Here is an 18359-nt window from a genome sequence, read left to right on the forward strand (position 1 = left end):
TACATTAGTGAAATCTAATTATTTGTCACAACAGATATAGCTGAAACAAAGTATTATGCAGTTTGAGATGTTAAAAGAAAAGTCGTCTATCATCAAGGTAATTGGTGTTGGCGGCGGCGGTGGTAACGCAGTTAACCATATGTACAAGCAAGGAATTACAGGTGTTGATTTCATTATTTGTAATACCGATGCTCAGGCTTTGGAATTAAGCCCTATACCAAACAAGGTACAGTTAGGCGCAAGCCTAACCGAAGGTATGGGGGCAGGCTCGATACCCGAAGTGGGAAAAAACTCAGCTATCGAAAACATTGACGATATAAAACAGATGCTTGGCTCTAATACCAAAATGTTATTTATAACAGCGGGTATGGGCGGTGGTACAGGTACAGGCGCAAGCCCTATAATTGCCAAAGCAGCACGTGAATTGGATATATTGACCGTAGGTATCATCACTACGCCATTCTCTTTTGAAGGCAAACGCCGTAAAATGCAGGCTGACGCGGGAATGGAAGAATTGAAAAAATATGTTGATTCGTTCCTGGTGATCTCAAACGACAGGCTCCGCCAGATATTTGGTAACCTTACTTTAGGTTCTGCATTTGCACAGGCTGATGATATTTTAACAACAGCAGCGAAAGGTATCGCTGAAATAATCACTTTACCGGGTTATATAAACGTCGACTTTAAAGATGTGCGCACGGTAATGAAAGATAGCGGTGTATCTATCATGGGCAGTTCATCTGCCGAAGGGGAAAATCGTGCTTTAAAAGCAGTTGAAGGTGCTTTATCATCGCCATTATTAAAAGATAATGAGATTGAGGGCGCGCGTTACATCTTATTAAATATCAGTTCAGGTACCAAAGAGGTTACCATGGACGAGGTGAGTATTATTACCGATTACATACAAGAAGAAGCAGGTTTAGCTGCTGATCTGATCTGGGGTAATTGTGTTGATGAGAATTTAGGTGAGAAAATTTCGGTAACTATTATAGCTACAGGCTTTCAAACCAAAGACGAACGCGAAAAAGAAAACAGCAGCAAGAAAGTCGTTTCGATGCTTGTTCCTGAAAACGAGCCGTTGGTTAAACCGGTAAACGAATTTATCAATCATGTTAAGGAAAATGCACCTGCAGAACCTTACATGAAACATGCTGTTCCCAAAGAAGAAGCAAAACAAACAGGTTTGTTCGATCTTTTTGCAGCATCAAAAAACGAAGATGCAAGTATCGTAAAATACAATCTTGCTGAAGAACCGGTTGGTGAAGCTCCTGAAACAGATATGAGTGAGTTTACTTTTAAAGTTGCTGAGCCCATCAGTTATGAACCGGTTGCAGAAGTACAATTGCCGGAACCAACACCTGAGCCGGAGCCGGTTGCAGGTGCTGATGACCATAAGACAGAGGAAACTATGGAAGAGCAGTTGCGAAAATCCCGCGAACGTATTATGCGTTTAAAGGATCTGAGTATGAAACTGCGCACTGGTAACATCCAGGAAATGGAAAACGTACCTGCCTATAAACGCAAGGAAATAGCTTTGCAGGAACCGCCGGCATCAAGCGAAAGCCAGGTGTCGCGATTCTCTTTGCTTCCGGATAGCGAGGGTAAGATAGAATTAAGGAATAACAACTCATTCCTGCATGATAATGTTGACTAATTAGTTTAAATATGTGTTTAAAGCCTTTGTATGTAACGTGCAAAGGCTTTTTTACATTTTGCGGATTGGCTTGAGTGTATAAAACGGTTATATTTGTACAAATTTTAATTAATAAAAGATACCATTTTGGATTTATTTGACAAGATTTTAAAGAGTATGGGAGGCCCGTTGGGTCAACACCAAAAATGGTCGCATGGTTATTTTTCATATCCTAAACTGGAAGGTGAGATAGGCCCGCATATGATGTTTAACGGTAAAGAACATTTGGTTTGGAGCCTAAATAATTATCTGGGATTGGCTAATCATCCTGAAGTTCGTGAAGCTGACGCACAGGCTGCCGCAGATTACGGTTTGGCTTACCCTATGGGTGCGCGTATGATGTCGGGTAATTCTATCCATCATGAAGAATTAGAAAATGATTTGGCTGCATTTGTAGGCAAGCAAGCCGCATATTTATTAAATTATGGCTACCAGGGAATGTTATCTATTATTGATGCATTGGTTGACCGTAATGATGTTATAGTTTATGACGCTGAATCACATGCTTGTATTATCGACGGTTTGCGTATGCACATGGGCAAACGTTTTGTATACCAGCATAATGATTTGGAAAGTTGCGAAAAGCAATTAGAGCGTGCTACAAAATTAACCGAACAATCAGGCGGTGGTATATTGCTGATTACCGAAGGCGTTTTCGGCATGTCGGGAGCACAAGGTAAGTTAAAAGAGATAAGTGAATTAAAAAAGAAATTTAATTTCCGTTTATTGGTTGACGACGCGCATGGTTTTGGTACCATGGGCCCAACCGGAGCCGGTACACACGAAGAGCAGGATTGTATTGATGAGGTTGATGTTTACTTCGGTACGTTTGCTAAATCAATGGCTGGTATAGGTGGCTTTGTTGCTGCAAAACGCGAGATTATTGAATATCTGCGTTATAATATGCGTTCACAAACCTTTGCCAAAGCTTTGCCTATGCCAATGGTTATCGGTTTAAAAAAACGTTTCGAGTTATTAAAATCTCAACCGCAATTACGCGAGAAGTTATGGTTGATCGCTAAAACATTACAAGCTGGCTTAAAAGAGCGGGGCTTTAATATCGGCGTGAGTAATACAATGGTTACCCCGGTAATGTTAGAGGGTGACTTATATGAAGCCACTGCCTTAACCCGTGATCTGCGTGAGAACTATGGCATATTTTGCTCAATAGTAATTTATCCGGTTATTCCTAGAGGCATAATTTTGTTAAGGTTGATACCAACTGCAGCGCATAGTTTAGAAGATGTACAGCGCACATTAGACGCTTATACCGCAATGGGCGAAAAGCTAAAAGCAGGTGTTTATAAAGAAAACAACGTTCCGGTTGTTTAAAATGATGTAGAAACATTTACATTAGCCTTTCAGTTAGCTGAAAGGCTTTTTTGTTTAATACTCTTATGATTACACGTCGCGATTTTATAAAAGTTAACGGCATTACTACTGCCGGTTTAGGTTTAGGCTTAAGGCCAACATGGTTTAGTCCTGAAAAGTTCGAAAGCCTTCGCCCAAAAGCAGGTGAGCGCAAATTTACAAGTATTGCTGTTGAAGAAAAGATCAAATCAATCAAAACCACTATAAAAAATCCTGAGCTGGCCTGGTTGTTTGAAAACTGCTATCCCAATACTTTAGATACTACCGTTAACTATACCGATGCAAATGGAAGGCCGGATACCTTTGTTATAACAGGCGACATAAACGCCATGTGGATGCGCGATTCCTCGGCACAGGTTTGGCCTTACTTGCCACTCATTAAAACAGATGCAAAGCTTAAAAACCTGATAAAAGGGGTACTGAACCGCCAGGCTAAGTATATAAATATTGATCCTTACGCTAATGCCTTTAACTTCGGACCAACAGGAAGCGAGTGGGATTCAGATAATACTACCATGAAGCCTGAATTGCACGAACGTAAATTCGAGATTGATTCCCTTTGTTACCCGGTACGCCTGGCTTATAACTATTGGAAGATAAGCGGCGATAGTAGTTTTTTTGATGAGCAATGGCAAAAAGCAGGTAAACTAATTGTACAAACGTTTAAACAACAGCAACGCAAGCATAATTTGGGGCCATATCACTTCCAGCGTAACACGCAGGTATCTACTGATACAGCACCACTTGGTGGCTACGGAAACCCGGTTAAACCTGTTGGCCTGATATGTTCAGTTTTCCGTCCATCTGATGATGCTACTATTTATCCATTCTTGATACCGTCAAATTACTTTGCTGTTACCAGCTTAAATCAAATGGCTGAAATGTACCAGGTTATCGGAATGGACGATGCCTTCTCTAATGAATGTTTGGCATTAGCTGCTGAAGTTCACGCTGCTCTGGAGAAATATGCCACAGCAGAACATCCCATATTCGGCAAGGTATTAGCTTACGAGGTTGATGGCTTCGGTAATCAATTATTTATGGACGACGCCAATGTGCCAAGTCTTTTGGCCTTGCCCTATTTAGGGGCGATGTCTGAACATGATCCATTATATCAAAACACGCGTAGACTAGTGTTAAGCCATACCAATCCGTACTTTTTTAAAGGCAAAGCTGCCGAAGGTATAGGTGGACCACATGTGGGTTTAAATTATATTTGGCCAATGAGTATCATAATACGTGCGATTACTTCGACAGATAAAGCTGAGATAGCATCCTGCATAAAAACATTAAGATCGACGCATGCGGGTACAGGTTTTATGCATGAATCATTTAATAAAGATAATGCAGCTGACTTTACACGTAAGTGGTTTGCCTGGGCAAATACCCTATTTGGCGAGCTTATTATTAAAACACATCAATATCATCCTGAACTATTATCTGCTATTTATTAGTTAGTTGACAATATCCATTTAATATTAAGCTGGTGTAAAGTGAATGTAATATCAATATAATTAAGCTGCATAATTATATTGAATTAATAATTTATCCATTTTTTGTTTACGTCCCCAATTATTTTGATAGGCGTATTTAGTTATTATTTAGGTTTTGTAAGCTGATATAAAATATTATACTTATAATATCACTTTTTATTTTAAAATGTTGATAAAAACCACTTTAAAGGAAGTATTTTTTCATTTTAAAGTTTTTTTTTAAGTAAAAAGATTTTTAGATTAGCTTTAGATAAAAACAATAAACCTCATTATTTAAAAAGAGCAATCACACAATGAAAAAATTTACTGAAGTAAAAGAACTGGTGGCGTCGCTGGAAGCGGATGCGGACAAGTTTTACAACAAAGGCAACAGTGCAGCAGGAACCCGCGTTCGCAAAGGTATGCAAGACCTTAAAAACCTGGCTCAATCAATAAGGCTTGAAGTCCAGGAATCCAAAAACACAAAATAAAGGAGGCTTTCTGAAAGATCTTTACATGATGTAAAAAACCTGGTTTAACCGGGTTTTTTTATTTTACTAATTTCTCAGTTTCTCGTATTATTCGTTCAGCAATATTATCGCTTACCTGTACAAGGGGCAACCTAAGCGTATCTCCACAAATATTTAAGTGTTTTAATGCAGTTTTAACACCAGCAGGGCTACCTTCAATAAACATTAACCGGGTAAATTCAATAGCATCTAAATGCGGCTTTCGTGCAGCTTTATAATTACCGTTTAAGCATAACTTTATCATATCTGAAAAATGGCGTGGTATAGCATTGGCAACTACCGATATTACACCAACAGCACCTAAAGCGATCATCGGTAAAGTAATGGGATCATCACCTGATATAACCATAAAATCTTCAGGCTTATCACGCATAATTTGGTTAAGCTGGTCAAAATTGCCCGAAGCTTCCTTTGTGCCGATAATATTCTTAAAATCTTTAGCGAGTCTTACCGTAGTTTCAGCGTTTACATTACTTCCTGTACGGCTCGGAACATTATATAAGATTACAGGTAACTTCGATACCTCTGCTATTGCTTTATAATGCTGATATATCCCCTCTTGTGTTGGTTTATTGTAGGCTGGGCTGGCGGATAAAATGGCATCATAGCCTGTTGTATTAAATTGCTTTATTTGCTCAACTACATCAAGTGTATTGTTGCTTGCAATGCCGGCCACAAGCCCAACACGGCCCGCAACAATTTTAGCGGTATGAGCCCATATCTGCTTCTTTTCATCCGGGCTTAATGTGGCATTTTCGCCGGTAGTGCCTAATGATACAAGATAATCAATCCCATTATCAATTAAATAATTTACCAGGTTCGTAAGTCCGTCGTAGTCAACTTGCCCAAGTACCTGAAAAGGAGTTACAATAGCCACTCCTGTTCCATAAAATTTGTTCATGTTTAATATTAAAGGATGCTAATATAAGATTTTATAAAGTCCTTAAAAACAAAAAAAACGGAGAAAGCTTTAACCTTATCCGTTTTACTTTAAAAAAAGTAGATTACTTTATGATGCTTTTTTTATTGGCGAAGCATCTACAAATCCTGAATGTTTTTTATTTTTTATATTCCAATCATTAATATCAACCAAACCAGGTTTAGTGCTATAGTGTTTAGGATTTGTAGGACATATGACAGAAAATAGTCCCTTTTCTTGTTTGAGTACAGGCCTTGCTCCACAGTCTTTACAAGGCTCACAGAAAAAATCTGGTTGAATTTCGCAAATTTGAATCATTTGTAGATAATTTTATAATAAACGTCTTTTCTATTTAACGTTTATTTTGTGATAAGGTTTAATTTGTGTTAAAAAAGTTACAACTAAAATTACAAAAAATTAATCTTTCAGCAATTTTAATAACTCAACATCACTAATTATCGGAATATTTAACTTTTGAGCCTTTTCAAGTTTGGCAGGTCCCATATTATCACCAGCCACCAAATAGCTTAGTTTGGCAGATATACTGCTTAATATTTTACCACCATTTTGCTCTATCAACTCTTTTAACTCATCCCTGGAGTAATTTTCAAATACTCCCGAAATAAGAAAAGTTTTTCCGGTCAGGTTTTCGCTTTGCAATATAACTTCTTTTTCTTCAATAAAGAATTTAAGTCCCTGCGAAATTAATTTTTTAATTTCTTCCACATGTTTTTCATTATCAAAATACTCACGCAAGCTTAGGGCAATACGATCTCCAATTTCCTCGGCAGAGATTAGTTCATCATAAGTTGCTGCCATCAAATTGTCAATAGTTTTAAAATGGTTAACTAATTTTTTTGCCACTGTTGCTCCCACATAACGTATCCCTAAACCAAACAAAACTTTGTCAAAGGGCATTAGCTTTGATTTTTCAATACCATCAAGCATGTTATTGATCGATTTTTCGCCAAAGCGGCCCATTTGCTTCAGTTCAGCACTATGCTTATGCAGCTCATAAATATCACTAATATGATGTATGAAATTACGGCTGTATAATGTTTCTATCGTTTCGTCGCCTAAGCCGTCAATGTTCATTGCCTTTCTGTCAATAAAATGCTGCATTTTTCCAACAATCTGTGGTTGGCAACCTTCATCGTTAGGGCAATACCATGCGGCTTCACCTTCTTTACGTTCAAGTAAAGTATTACATACCGGGCAATGGCTAATATATTTTATAGCCTTATCTGATGTTCTTTTAGCTAGATTTACGCTGATGATCTTTGGAATGATCTCGCCGCCTTTTTCTACATAAACCCAATCATGCTCGTGTAATTTTAGGCGCTCCTCAATTTCATCGGCGTTATGTAGTGTGGCGCGTTTAACGGTTGTGCCTGCTAATAATACAGGCTTTAAATTAGCCACCGGCGTAACAGCACCTGTACGGCCTACCTGGTAGCTTACGCTTAATAATTCTGTTTCAACTTGTTGTGCCTTAAATTTGTAAGCTATTGCCCAACGCGGTGATTTTGCTGTAAACCCTAGTTCCTGTTGCTGCGAATAATTATTCACCTTAATTACAATACCATCAGTATCATAGCTAAGTGTATGCCTTTTTTCATCCCAGGTATTAATAAATTTAAGCACTTCGTTAATATTACCGCATAATTTACTGTGCTCATTTACCGGGAACCCCCAACTTTTTACTGCTTGCAAGCTTTCCCAATGAGTTTTAAAAAGCGGCTTATCCGTATATAAAAAATACATAAAACTATCCAGCGGGCGTTTAGCTACTTCGCCTGAATCCTGTAATTTTATAGTTCCCGATGCAAAGTTTCTTGGATTGGCGTAAGGAACCTCGCCATTTTCAATCCGCTCATTATTTAAACGCTCAAATGCTTTAAGATGCATAAATATTTCGCCACGAATTTCAAAATGTTCCGGATAATCGCCGCTTACAAGGCGTTTAGGGATACTATGGATTGTACGGACGTTGGTAGTTACTTCATCGCCCTGAACGCCGTCTCCACGTGTTACAGCACGTACTAATTGGCCGGATTCATATGTTAGGCTCATGGATAAGCCATCAAACTTAAGCTCACAAACATATTCAAAATTATCGCCTATGGCTTTGCGTATACGCTGATCAAAATCAAGCAGTTCTTGCTCATTATAGGTATTTCCTAATGACAGCATTGGCCATTTATGCCTTACAGTATTAAACTCCTTGGTTATAAAACCGCCAACTTTTTTTGAGGGGGAATCAGGCTCTGCAAATTCAGGAAATTGTTTTTCGAGTGAAATTAACTCTTCGAGTTTCTTGTCAAAATCATAATCAGAAACAGTAGGCATTGCCAGAACATAGTAGTTATAATTATGCTGTTTTAGCTCTGCTGAAATGGCCTGTATCCTTTTTTTTGCTTCTTCGGGTGACATGCAGCGAATATAATAAATTAGATAATGAGCTGTGATTTATTACCGTGAAAATCAAGCTTTCACCAAAAACATTATTCTGTTAAACTAGTTGTTGTTAAACCATTTTAAAATTTAAGTATCTCATTATTATTAAACAACAATTATCTGTTATGAAAAAGTTAGGTAAAATTTTAATGTTATTTGTTGCAGTATCAGCATTTACTGCATTAAAAAGTAATGCGCAAATTATTGTAAGAGTTAGGCCTCCGCGCCCTGTTGGGGTTGTTGTAGTACACCCACCTGCTCCGTCTCCGCGCCATGTTTGGGTTGCTGAAGAATGGACCAATGAAGGCGGACACTATGTTTATCATGCAGGCTATTGGGCTCTGCCTCCGCGCCCGCATGCAGTTTGGGTAGCCGGCCACTGGGCTAACCGTCCGAGAGGTTATGTTTGGATTCGTGGACACTGGGCATAATTACTTTATAAATAAGAAAGGCGATACTTAACATATCGCCTTTCTTATTTATAAAAATTTAATGAATTATTGTTTCTTAAGCATAGCCTCTTTAATGTATTTAACAGGAGCGCTTCCATAGCTTAAAAATTTCTCATTAAAAGCTTTAAGATCATACTTATCACCCTGATCTTTTTTCCAGGTTTCGCGCAGATCCATGATTTCTTTATAACCGGTAAAATAACAATCCAATTGCACGCTGCTTACTGTTACACGTTTCCATTTATTTTCTGCTTCAGCCTTTTGCTGGAACGCTTCGTGTGTAAGTAATTTGATCGCGTCAGGCTCGGTCATACCACCTGCATGAACGCTGTAATCTAAAATAGTGTTGCATACCGAACGCAAATGCCATTTGTACCACATTAACCTCATTTCAGGCTCGCTGCTGTCGTAGCCTGCATCCATCATCATTTGTTCACCGTATACCGCCCAGCCTTCAATCATGGCATTGTTAGCTAAAACGGATTTTATTAAACTTGGCGATTGATTAGCATAAATCAATTGCACATAATGGCCTGGTATAGCTTCGTGTATGCTTAAAATTTGTAAAGTGTAGTTATTGTATTCCCGCAGATAGCTTTCGGCTTTTTCAGGGCTGTACCCGGCTAAACTACCTACATTATAATAAGAGTTGCCATCTTTATCATAAGGGCCTGGCGAACTCATTGATGCGCCTGCAACACCTGCCATATAAGGCGGTTCTTTGCGTATAATTAATGGTTTGGATGCATCAAGTGTAACCAGGTCCTTGGTTCTAACAAAGTTTGTTAACTTAGGTATCGTATTTTCAATTGCTGATTGAAAGTTAGCCACAGTAGTGTGCTGTGCCGAAATGGTATCCAACAGCTCACCAATCAAATCTAAACTATCCTTTGGCATTGCTTTGGTTCCAAAATATTTTGGCCATAGTTGTTTACTTAGTTTGGCCATTTCACGGTGCACATATTTTTTACGTTCCATTGCGGCATTAAATATTTGCTGCGAAGTATATTGCGACTGCAACTCATACTTAAGCTTATCATCATAAAGCTCTTTGCCTAACCTAAAGCTTCGGGGGTGATCGTTCTTCATGGTTTTTAGCCATGAAGCAAAACCTTTTATTGCACTTGCTGAGGCTGTTGCCCTGTCGAGCATCAATTTTTTTTCTGCATCGGGGATTTTGGTTTTGGTTAATGAATCGGCAAAATCCTTTTCGAAAACACCTACACCCCCGTCTAGCTGGTCAGCAGCGAGATTTGTAAGTTCAACCACCGGGTTTTTAATTTGCTTTTCGGCTTCTTTATAATATTCGGGAATGAAAGACATTTTTTGGTAGAAGTTACGCAACCGTTTTTCAAGCGGGGCGTAATGTTCATTCAAAATAGTAGCAAAAGAGCCGATGACATTATATTCACTTGGGTCCCATTCGAATTGTTTTAAGGTAAGAATTTGCCATTGCGAATACTGCAATTGATTTTGCATCAGGTAATAATCTATCCTGTTTGCCTGCGATAACTGTTCAACCGAATAATGCGCCAAAGAGTCAAGCTGGACTTTGTCAAAATCCATCATTTTATCACGACTTTTATTACTTGGAACTACCAATAAGCTATCATATTTATGATAGCCTACAGAGGTTGCCCAGTTAGGGTCTTGTTTCCATAAAGCATTCAGGAATGAGGTTTCATATACCGTAAATGCGGCATCGTCTTTAGTAGTTTGCGGGCCTACAGAGCCATCTTTTTTACAGCCTGTAAAAAAGATGGCTGCAAACAACAGGGGAAAAATCAGTTTATTCACCATCGGATCAATCAAATTTTCAGAAGAGGTAAACTTAAAACATTTAGCCGAAATATATCGGCTAAATAAAATCACTTAATTAAATATAACAACTGTATTTGTAAAAGAGGCAATAGGTTAATTTTTAATTATCGGCAACTAAAAATTGTTACAATTGTTATCAATAAAACTTCAATAATGAATAATCAGAATAAAAAATTAGTAAACGAGCTATCTAAATTGTTAACGGGCGGAGGTGCACATGCTAGTTTAAAAGATGCTTTAGCTAATCTTCCGGTCAATCTTCTTGGGGAGAAGCCTCATGGCTTGCCATATAGCATTTGGCAATTGGTAGAACATATACGCATAGCGCAATGGGATATGTTGAACTTTTGTATTGATCCTTCGCACAAATCACCAAAATGGCCGGATGAATACTGGCCTAAGGAAAATGCTCCTAAAAATGAAAGTGATTGGAAAGATGCGATCAATCAAATTAATAATGACAGGGATGAATTTATCTCAGTGATTGAAAAAGGGGATTTATATGAACCAATATCTGGTGGAAACGGGCAAACACTTTTACAGGAAGCACTACAAATGGCCGATCATACCGCTTATCATACCGCAGAAATTATTGTTATTAGAAGATTATTAGGTGCCTGGAAAAAATAGGATGGTTTAAATTATCTTTGCTAAAAATGCGATGGATAATTTAAATACAGCTTTAATACATGACAGTAAAACTTTTGAAGAAATAGTTTATACCGAAAAGGGAATTAAAGGCCGTGAATTTCAAAGCTGTAATTTTAAAAAATGCGACCTTTCAAATACCGATTTATCACACAATAAGTTTTTAAATTGTGTATTTGAAGATTGTAACTTATCCATGATCACATTAGATGGGTCTACACTTAATGATGTGACTTTTACAAACTGTAAAATGTTGGGTATTAATTTTACTAATGCTTCAAGCTTTTTGTTTAGTGTAAAGTTTGATGGCTGTATTTTGGATTACTCGTCATTTATGGGGCGAAAAATGCTTAAAACACCCTTTATTAAATCTTCACTAAAAGAAGTGACCTTTAGCCAGGCTAATTTAGCAGGATCATCGTTTGATGGCTCAAACCTAATGGATACAGTATTTAACCGCACCAACCTAAGCGCTGTTAATTTTGTAACCGCTTATAATTACAATATCGAGCCGGAGCTAAATATTGTAAAAAATGCGGTTTTTAGTTCTCAGGGCTTGGCTGGCTTATTAAGCTCTTATCAAATAAAAATAGTTTAATTATTTACTTAAGTTTCTGAATAAAATCAACAACTGTAATTACCATTTCTGCACTGAGCGGCAGCTCCGGATTTTTATATGTGGCCAGGTTTTGTTCCTTGTCAATTGGCGCGTCTTTCAACACATAATTCATTCCTCTAATTAGCATGTAATCAGCGCTGCCTTTAGCATTTTTTAATTTTTGACCATTGTCAATGCTTACTTTTAAATCATTTGAGCCTTGCACAATAAGTATCGGTATTTTTAGCTTATGCAATTCATTTGTAGGATCATACCTGCACCACGACATGATATAACTTTGAATGCTCGGCCTTGCAGTAGCATATAATTGAGGATCAACGTTATAATTTATCTTTCCTCTTTTTAAGCTATCCAATACATTCTTTATGCCTTCAGACAGAAAACCTGGCTTATCTTTAAATTCTTCAGTTAACACCTTCTCGCCCGGTACCCCATAACCTTCTAATGAAATAAAGCCTTTTATAGGTTCGTCATGCGCTGCCAACATGCCAACCAATGATCCATCACTATGCCCAACTAATATAATTTTTGAAAAGCGCTCGTCACTGCCCAACATATCTATTAAACTTACTACATCGTCAACGTTATCTTCAAACCTCAAATCTTTCTCTTTTTGCGAGCCGGCAATTTGGCCTAACATTCGCTTATCGTAACGCACAGAGGCGATACCATTTTTGCCTAAACTGTAGGCAAGCATTTTATACATATTTGTATTTAAGCCGTTGGCGCTGTTGCCATCACGGTCTACCGGCCCTGCCCCTGGTATAATTATTACTACAGGTATTTTTCCCGATGTATTATTAGGAATAGCTAAAGTGCCCGAAATTGTAGTAGCTAATGTTTTTAAAGTAATTGGCGTTTCTGTTACTGATGGGTCAGCCGGGAGAGCGGCTGATGTTTTGGATTCCTCGGGTGTTAATCTTAAACCTGTAAGCTTGTTTGTTTTATCTAATGCGATATTTAGCAAAAAAACAGCGTTCTGAAAAGTAGCTCTGTATATGCCAAGCGGTTCATTATATTTTACAAATTCAGTTTTATTTAAAGTGCCTAACTGGGCCTTTAACTGGGTTGTTGTAGTTTTAAATTGATTTAAAGGCAGGGCGATTTTTAAATTACCGCTAAACATATCAAATACACTATCCGGCTTATCAGCATTGTAAAAATTCTTAAATTTATTAACAGCAACGCCATAATTAAGCGGCTCGGGTTGTGCAAAAATAGTTACTGCGCAAAACAATATTAATATTAAAAAAGTAAATTTCCTCATGTTAAATCTTCACAATAGCAGGGGTAAATAAAGCTCCTAATTTAGGTATAAATTATATACATAAGCTGCAATATTGTTATATTGAAAATTTTAGTGTTAAATTTTTATTGTTAACTTAGCATTTAACTTTACTTACCTTAACACAAATATATAACAGTTCTACTGACCTTAATTAATGAAGCTTTTAACCAGATTCCTTTTAACCGGAGTCATTGTAATTTTATATACCTTTTCATCCGCGCAAAACGGATATTTTATAAAAGGCAAAGTTTTATTGAGCAGTTCATTATTGGCTGAAGGTGCTACCGTAACGATATTCAACTCATCCGATTCAACAATAATAAAATCCATAGCCTGTGATAAGTTGGGCAATTTTGGATTTAGTGGCATAAAAAGAGGGAGCTATATTTTTTCCGCTAAAAAAATCGGATACCGAAAATTTTACAGCAACCCATATTTAGTTAATAGTAACATCACTATAAAAGATATTACCCTGGTGCCCGAAATCAATACTTTAAATGAAGTAAGCGTTACAGGTAAAAGAAACTATATTGAGGTACAGCCAAATAAAACCGTATTAAATGTTGACAGAAGTGTGCTCGCTGCAGGGAACTCTGTATTTGATATTTTAGCTACTGCTCCAGGTGTACGGATTATACAAAATGGCATCTACATAAGGGGTGGCCAAAAAGCATTGATTGCAATAAATGGTAAATCAATTGGGCAGTTAAATGATGAACAATTGGCCGATTTATTAAAGAGCTATCAAAGCAGTATGATAAGCCAGATAGAAATCATCACCAACCCACCTGCAAGGTATGATGCTGCCGGTGGCGGAGTGATTAATATCATTCTTAAAAAAAGTAAAGATTACGGCTTTAAAGCCAATATTACGGAAAGCGCAGCAGGCGGCCAGGATTATAAATTTAATACCGGGATAAATTTAAACTATCGAACAAAAGATTTTAATTTTTTTGGTAGTTATAATTTCGCTTATAGCAAAACTCCCCGGGTGCTTGATATTGACAGGACCATTGACACAAGCAAGTTAAATGAAAATTACAAAAGCACTTCTTTTTTAAAAAATAATGGCTTTAACGGTGGCATAGATTACAATATCACACCTAAACAAACAATTGGCGGTTTAGTATTTGGTTATGATAACCTGTTGGGAATTGATAAAGGAAATATAACAAACATTCTCAATAATAGTGTATTGGACTCCAACATCATTACCAAATCGCACATTAACAGGTCAATAGCTAACTTAAATTATAACTTTAATTATAGGGGCAGTTTTGGAAAAAATGATAAAACTACTTTAGGAACTGATTTTGACTACTCAACTTACCGAAGATATTCTTCGGAACTGCTGGATAATGATTTTTTGAATGTTGATGGCTCCACATATCGCGATCCTTTATTTTATATGGATAATTCACCGTCTCAAATTAATGTCAGATCAGAAAAAATTGACTTTACTCAGGCATTATCAGCAACGGGAAGCTTAAGTGTCGGGATGAAAAATAACCAGGTAAACAGCAACAATAATATTGAATTTGGCCAACGTTCTGACGCAACTTTAACTTTTACTCCTGTACCTTCTCTAACGGATCATTTTATTTATAACGAACGCATCAATGCAGCCTATTTGGGTTATTCTGATAAATATAATAAAACCAATGTTTCGGTAAGTTTTCGCGGCGAGCAAACAAATTCATATGCCGAATCACTCAATCCTAATAAAACAATATTACGCAGTTATTTTGACTTATTTCCAAATTTAGAAATCACACAGCCTGCTAATAAAGATAATATCTTGATATTTGATTATAACCGACGGATAGTAAGGCCTAATTACCAGGACTTGAATCCATTTGTTTCTTATATTGATCAATATTCCTACAGTACCGGCAATACTTTATTAAAACCTGAGTATTACACCACTTTTCAGGTTACTGATATGTTTAAGGATAAATATAAATTAGACTTAAGTGTTGCTATTGTAAATAATTTTTTCGCCCGAATTTATGAGCAGAATGATACTACAAAGGTATTCCTGACAACCATGGCCAATATTGCGACGCGTTACGAATATAATGCGGAATTTACGATGCCGGTTAATATTACCAAATGGTGGAATGCTGATATTTATTTATTAGCATCATATCAACAGTTCGACTATTTTGATCATAATGTCGGGAATATATCGACAACTGATTTTGAAATGCGAATATTGCAGAGTTTTACATTATCCCCAACAGTAAAAGCTGAATTATATACAGATTGGGAGTCACCAACTTATTATGGAATAAATCATTATTCTTCTGCGTTTCAAAGCAGGGCAGGCGTAAGTAAGGTTATATTAAATGGTAACGGAAGCATAAAATTGGCCGTAAGCGATATTTTTAATTCTGAAGACTACAGGTACACTTCGCAATACACCAACTTAAACCTTACCGGATTTGAAAAAACAGGAAGCAGGTTTGTAACTGCTACTTTTACTTATAAATTTGGTAAACAAAGTGTTAAGACTTCAGTCAAACATAACAGTGGTGACAGTGACGAGCAAAAACGCTTAGGCGGCAGTAATAATGAAAATTAAAACCTACCCCGCCGCATGGCCGCTGATTGAGCTTAATATAATGATCAGTAATACTAATAAGCTGATTCCTATATATAAATAGTCTTTCTCTAAAATGAAGCTTATAGCAGAGAATACGATCCTGACAATTGGTGTAGCGATCAGCAAAATAATACCTGCTTGTATGATTGATCTCCCTCTGAAATTTAGAATGCCTGGTATAATCCCATTGAGCTGCACAAAATCAGGCACACCGGTAAATTTAGTGTAATTAGGGACAGACTCGCCATGCCGGTATAAGTATATAAAACCACCAAAAAATACCACACTTATTGATACAATTACACCAATACGCAATACCCAGCCAATAATTACCTGCATATCAGTATCCTTAAAAACTGCTTTACCTGCCATATTGTTATATTTTACCAATTATACCATTATAAATTAATTGTGATGCCAGCCCCATTACCACTACCACAAATACCCAGCGCAACCAACCCGATGATTTTGTTTTAACCAGTATTTTTGAACCAACTAACGCACCCACTAATACGCCAATAACCACTGGCATGGATATGGATGGTTCGATATAACCTCGCTGCAGGTATACCACAGCACTTGCTGCCGCTGTAACGCCTATCATAAAATTGCTGGTTGTAGTTGATACCTTAAAAGGGATACGCATTATGTTATCCATGGCCAGAACCTTGAGTGCTCCAGAGCCGATACCTAACAGGCCTGACAATAATCCTGCAAAAAGCATCATGATGAAGCCACCGCCAATATGGCTTACACTGTATTGAACTATTCCATCTTCACCCGGATAATTTCCATTAAGCTTTAATCGGTCGGCCCAAATGTTTTTTTGTTTTACGATTATTTCAGCTTTTTTTCTGAGGGTTAATAAGGCTGAAATAATTAGAATAATACCCAATATAATAGCTAAAAAATGAGTGGGGATGTACACCGCTATCATAGCGCCTGTAACGGCACCAAGTGTGGTGGCCACTTCTAAAAACATGCCGAGCCGCATATTGGTTATTCCCTCCTTAACATAAGCCGCTGCCGAGCCGGATGACGTGGCAATAACTGAAACCAGTGAAGCGCCAATAGCGTAGTGAATATCTACATGTAGAAAAACTGTAAGCAATGGGATAATTACAAAGCCACCGCCCAAGCCCGTTAATGAGCCTAATAAACCGGCAATGCACGAACCAATGAGTGTAATAAGGGCAAATTCAAGTACCGGCATATGTCAGAATAAGAAATTATAGCGCAAAAGTAAGCATAAATTTATAGCGGAAATCATCCCAATTGCTAAACTATATTTTACAATAATTAAACATAAACCCAACAACAATAAACTTATGTTAGTGTTTATAAATCAACCTTTAAATATATTTTATGGCTAACAACAAAATACAAGAACTTTTAGGCTCAGATGCCGATAGCTTGCTGCAACACAAATGCACAACATTCTCAAAAGATTTGTTGCATATTCCCTCTCCAGCTTTTATTGATGATATATTTATAAATAGTAACCGTAACCCGCAGGTGTTGCGCAATTTGGCTGCTATACACAATCATGGTCGGCTGGCAGGTACTGGCTATATGTCCATTTTACCGGTTGACCAGGGGATCGAACATACCGCAGGCGCATCTTTTGCTAAAAATCCATTGTATTTTGATCCGGAGAATATTTTAAAGTTAGCCATTGAAGCAGGTTGTAATGCAGTAGCAACTACGTTTGGAAACCTGGCTATCGTGGCTCGCAAATACGCGCACAAAATTCCGTTTATTGTTAAAATTAATCATAATGAGCTGCTAACTTATCCCACAAAGTATAAACAGATTATGTTTGGTTCTGTTGACGATGCCTGGAACCTTGGCGCGGCTGCAGTAGGGGCAACCATTTATTTCGGTTCTGAAGATTCGGATAATCAAATTATTGAAGTTTCTAAAGCATTTGAACGCGCGCATGAATTAGGTATGGCAACTATTTTATGGTGCTATACCCGTAATAATGCGTTTACTAAAGACGGTGTTAATTATGAAACTGCTACTGATTTAACCGGCCAGGCTAACCATTTAGGAGTAACTATACAAGCAGATATTATCAAACAAAAACTGCCCGATGTAAATGGTGGTTTCACCGCGATAAAATTTGGCAAAACTGATCCTTTAATGTACAGTCAGCTTACTTCGGATAACCCGATTGACATGTGCCGTTACCAGGTTGCAAATTGCTACATGGGCAGGGCAGGGCTGATCAATTCAGGCGGAGAATCACATGGTGCAGATGATATTGCTATTGCAGTAAGACAAGCAGTTATAAATAAACGTGCAGGCGGTTCAGGAATAATTATGGGGCGTAAATCATTTCAACGTCCGTTTAAAGATGGGGTAGACCTTATAAACCTGGTTCAAGATGTTTATTTAGATTCATCCATTGATATTGCTTGATCAATTATCATTTTAATCACTTTTTTCGGCTTTAATTTTTTTTAATTGGGTTGAATTAAG

16 protein-coding genes are annotated in these 18359 nt (G+C 37.4%); 9 read left to right on the forward strand and 7 right to left on the reverse strand.

Translation table 11 applies throughout. The annotated features are described in order from the left end of the window. Positions 1–55: 55 nt before the first annotated feature. The 4 genes from ftsZ to ACYZ0U_RS06440 all read left to right on the forward strand — a co-directional run bounded on the left by ftsZ (position 56) and on the right by ACYZ0U_RS06440 (position 5027). Positions 56–1654, forward strand: coding sequence for a cell division protein FtsZ (gene ftsZ, locus ACYZ0U_RS06425; protein ID WP_461451024.1), 1599 nt, complete (start codon positions 56–58; stop codon positions 1652–1654). A 126-nt stretch (positions 1655–1780) separates the two neighbouring features. Beyond that, entirely contained in the window at positions 1781–3025 is a 1245-nt protein-coding gene (locus tag ACYZ0U_RS06430) for an aminotransferase class I/II-fold pyridoxal phosphate-dependent enzyme (protein WP_461451026.1), read from the forward strand. 65 nt (positions 3026–3090) lie between these two features. Next, the gene (locus ACYZ0U_RS06435) at positions 3091–4518 is read left to right on the forward strand and encodes a glycoside hydrolase family 125 protein (RefSeq protein WP_461451028.1); all 1428 of its coding nucleotides are present in this window, start codon (positions 3091–3093) and stop codon (positions 4516–4518) included. A 332-nt stretch (positions 4519–4850) separates the two neighbouring features. Then, positions 4851–5027, forward strand: a complete 177-nt coding sequence (locus ACYZ0U_RS06440) for a histone H1 (protein ID WP_461451030.1) — start codon at positions 4851–4853, stop codon at positions 5025–5027. A gap of 58 nt (positions 5028–5085) precedes the next feature. Here the strand turns inward: ACYZ0U_RS06440 and dapA are convergent, their stop codons facing one another. The 3 genes from dapA to ligA form a co-directional block, all read right to left on the reverse strand. After that, a complete protein-coding gene (gene dapA, locus ACYZ0U_RS06445; RefSeq protein WP_461451032.1) occupies positions 5086–5967 on the reverse strand; it encodes a 4-hydroxy-tetrahydrodipicolinate synthase in 882 nt (293 codons plus the stop codon). Between the two features lie 108 nt (positions 5968–6075). Further along, entirely contained in the window at positions 6076–6303 is a 228-nt protein-coding gene (locus ACYZ0U_RS06450; protein WP_461451034.1) for a hypothetical protein, read from the reverse strand. A 99-nt stretch (positions 6304–6402) separates the two neighbouring features. Further along, positions 6403–8418 carry an NAD-dependent DNA ligase LigA gene (gene ligA, locus ACYZ0U_RS06455; RefSeq protein WP_461451036.1) on the reverse strand — a complete coding sequence of 672 codons (2016 nt, stop codon included), beginning with the start codon at positions 8416–8418 and terminating at the stop codon, positions 6403–6405. 149 nt (positions 8419–8567) lie between these two features. Here ligA and ACYZ0U_RS06460 point away from each other — a divergent pair, with 149 nt between their 5' ends. Beyond that, a complete protein-coding gene (locus tag ACYZ0U_RS06460) occupies positions 8568–8873 on the forward strand; it encodes a hypothetical protein (protein ID WP_461451038.1) in 306 nt (101 codons plus the stop codon). 66 nt (positions 8874–8939) lie between these two features. Here ACYZ0U_RS06460 and ACYZ0U_RS06465 read toward each other — a convergent pair whose 3' ends face one another. Then, positions 8940–10694, reverse strand: a complete 1755-nt coding sequence (locus ACYZ0U_RS06465) for a DUF885 domain-containing protein (protein WP_461451040.1) — start codon at positions 10692–10694, stop codon at positions 8940–8942. Between the two features lie 174 nt (positions 10695–10868). Here ACYZ0U_RS06465 and ACYZ0U_RS06470 point away from each other — a divergent pair, with 174 nt between their 5' ends. Beyond that, entirely contained in the window at positions 10869–11345 is a 477-nt protein-coding gene (locus ACYZ0U_RS06470) for a DinB family protein (RefSeq protein WP_461451042.1), read from the forward strand. A gap of 31 nt (positions 11346–11376) precedes the next feature. Further along, positions 11377–11961 carry a pentapeptide repeat-containing protein gene (locus ACYZ0U_RS06475; RefSeq protein WP_461451044.1) on the forward strand — a complete coding sequence of 195 codons (585 nt, stop codon included), beginning with the start codon at positions 11377–11379 and terminating at the stop codon, positions 11959–11961. A 4-nt stretch (positions 11962–11965) separates the two neighbouring features. Here ACYZ0U_RS06475 and ACYZ0U_RS06480 read toward each other — a convergent pair whose 3' ends face one another. Then, the gene (locus ACYZ0U_RS06480) at positions 11966–13249 is read right to left on the reverse strand and encodes a serine aminopeptidase domain-containing protein (RefSeq protein WP_461451046.1); all 1284 of its coding nucleotides are present in this window, start codon (positions 13247–13249) and stop codon (positions 11966–11968) included. Between the two features lie 175 nt (positions 13250–13424). Here ACYZ0U_RS06480 and ACYZ0U_RS06485 point away from each other — a divergent pair, with 175 nt between their 5' ends. After that, positions 13425–15854: an outer membrane beta-barrel protein gene (locus ACYZ0U_RS06485; RefSeq protein ID WP_461451048.1), complete on the forward strand. Its 2430-nt coding sequence runs from the start codon at positions 13425–13427 to the stop codon at positions 15852–15854. A gap of 3 nt (positions 15855–15857) precedes the next feature. Here ACYZ0U_RS06485 and ACYZ0U_RS06490 read toward each other — a convergent pair whose 3' ends face one another. Together ACYZ0U_RS06490 and ACYZ0U_RS06495 are read right to left on the reverse strand one after the other, a co-directional pair. Next, positions 15858–16247 carry a DUF1634 domain-containing protein gene (locus ACYZ0U_RS06490; RefSeq protein ID WP_461451050.1) on the reverse strand — a complete coding sequence of 130 codons (390 nt, stop codon included), beginning with the start codon at positions 16245–16247 and terminating at the stop codon, positions 15858–15860. A gap of 4 nt (positions 16248–16251) precedes the next feature. Next, the gene (locus ACYZ0U_RS06495; RefSeq protein ID WP_461451052.1) at positions 16252–17088 is read right to left on the reverse strand and encodes a sulfite exporter TauE/SafE family protein; all 837 of its coding nucleotides are present in this window, start codon (positions 17086–17088) and stop codon (positions 16252–16254) included. Between the two features lie 152 nt (positions 17089–17240). Between ACYZ0U_RS06495 and ACYZ0U_RS06500 the strand changes: the two genes are divergently transcribed. After that, positions 17241–18299, forward strand: coding sequence for a class I fructose-bisphosphate aldolase (locus ACYZ0U_RS06500; protein ID WP_461451055.1), 1059 nt, complete (start codon positions 17241–17243; stop codon positions 18297–18299). Positions 18300–18359: the final 60 nt, after the last annotated feature.

The sequence above is a fragment of the Mucilaginibacter sp. genome, assembly GCF_965225845.1.
In the GTDB taxonomy this organism is placed as follows: Bacteria; Bacteroidota; Bacteroidia; order Sphingobacteriales; family Sphingobacteriaceae; genus Mucilaginibacter.

Bases quoted from the DNA above. Each gene is read 5' to 3' on its own strand.
- ACYZ0U_RS06465 (WP_461451040.1), bottom strand. From the start codon at position 10,694: ATGGTGAATAAACTGATTTTTCCCCTGTTGTTTGCAGCCATCTTTTTT.
- ACYZ0U_RS06480 (WP_461451046.1), bottom strand. From the start codon at position 13,249: ATGAGGAAATTTACTTTTTTAATATTAATATTGTTTTGCGCAGTAACT.
- ligA (WP_461451036.1), bottom strand. From the start codon at position 8,418: ATGTCACCCGAAGAAGCAAAAAAAAGGATACAGGCCATTTCAGCAGAG.
- ACYZ0U_RS06485 (WP_461451048.1), top strand. From the start codon at position 13,425: ATGAAGCTTTTAACCAGATTCCTTTTAACCGGAGTCATTGTAATTTTA.
- ACYZ0U_RS06470 (WP_461451042.1), top strand. From the start codon at position 10,869: ATGAATAATCAGAATAAAAAATTAGTAAACGAGCTATCTAAATTGTTA.
- ACYZ0U_RS06500 (WP_461451055.1), top strand. From the start codon at position 17,241: ATGGCTAACAACAAAATACAAGAACTTTTAGGCTCAGATGCCGATAGC.
- ACYZ0U_RS06435 (WP_461451028.1), top strand. From the start codon at position 3,091: ATGATTACACGTCGCGATTTTATAAAAGTTAACGGCATTACTACTGCC.
- ftsZ (WP_461451024.1), top strand. From the start codon at position 56: ATGCAGTTTGAGATGTTAAAAGAAAAGTCGTCTATCATCAAGGTAATT.
- ACYZ0U_RS06440 (WP_461451030.1), top strand. From the start codon at position 4,851: ATGAAAAAATTTACTGAAGTAAAAGAACTGGTGGCGTCGCTGGAAGCG.
- ACYZ0U_RS06495 (WP_461451052.1), bottom strand. From the start codon at position 17,088: ATGCCGGTACTTGAATTTGCCCTTATTACACTCATTGGTTCGTGCATT.
- ACYZ0U_RS06450 (WP_461451034.1), bottom strand. From the start codon at position 6,303: ATGATTCAAATTTGCGAAATTCAACCAGATTTTTTCTGTGAGCCTTGT.
- ACYZ0U_RS06460 (WP_461451038.1), top strand. From the start codon at position 8,568: ATGAAAAAGTTAGGTAAAATTTTAATGTTATTTGTTGCAGTATCAGCA.
- ACYZ0U_RS06490 (WP_461451050.1), bottom strand. From the start codon at position 16,247: ATGGCAGGTAAAGCAGTTTTTAAGGATACTGATATGCAGGTAATTATT.
- ACYZ0U_RS06475 (WP_461451044.1), top strand. From the start codon at position 11,377: ATGGATAATTTAAATACAGCTTTAATACATGACAGTAAAACTTTTGAA.
- dapA (WP_461451032.1), bottom strand. From the start codon at position 5,967: ATGAACAAATTTTATGGAACAGGAGTGGCTATTGTAACTCCTTTTCAG.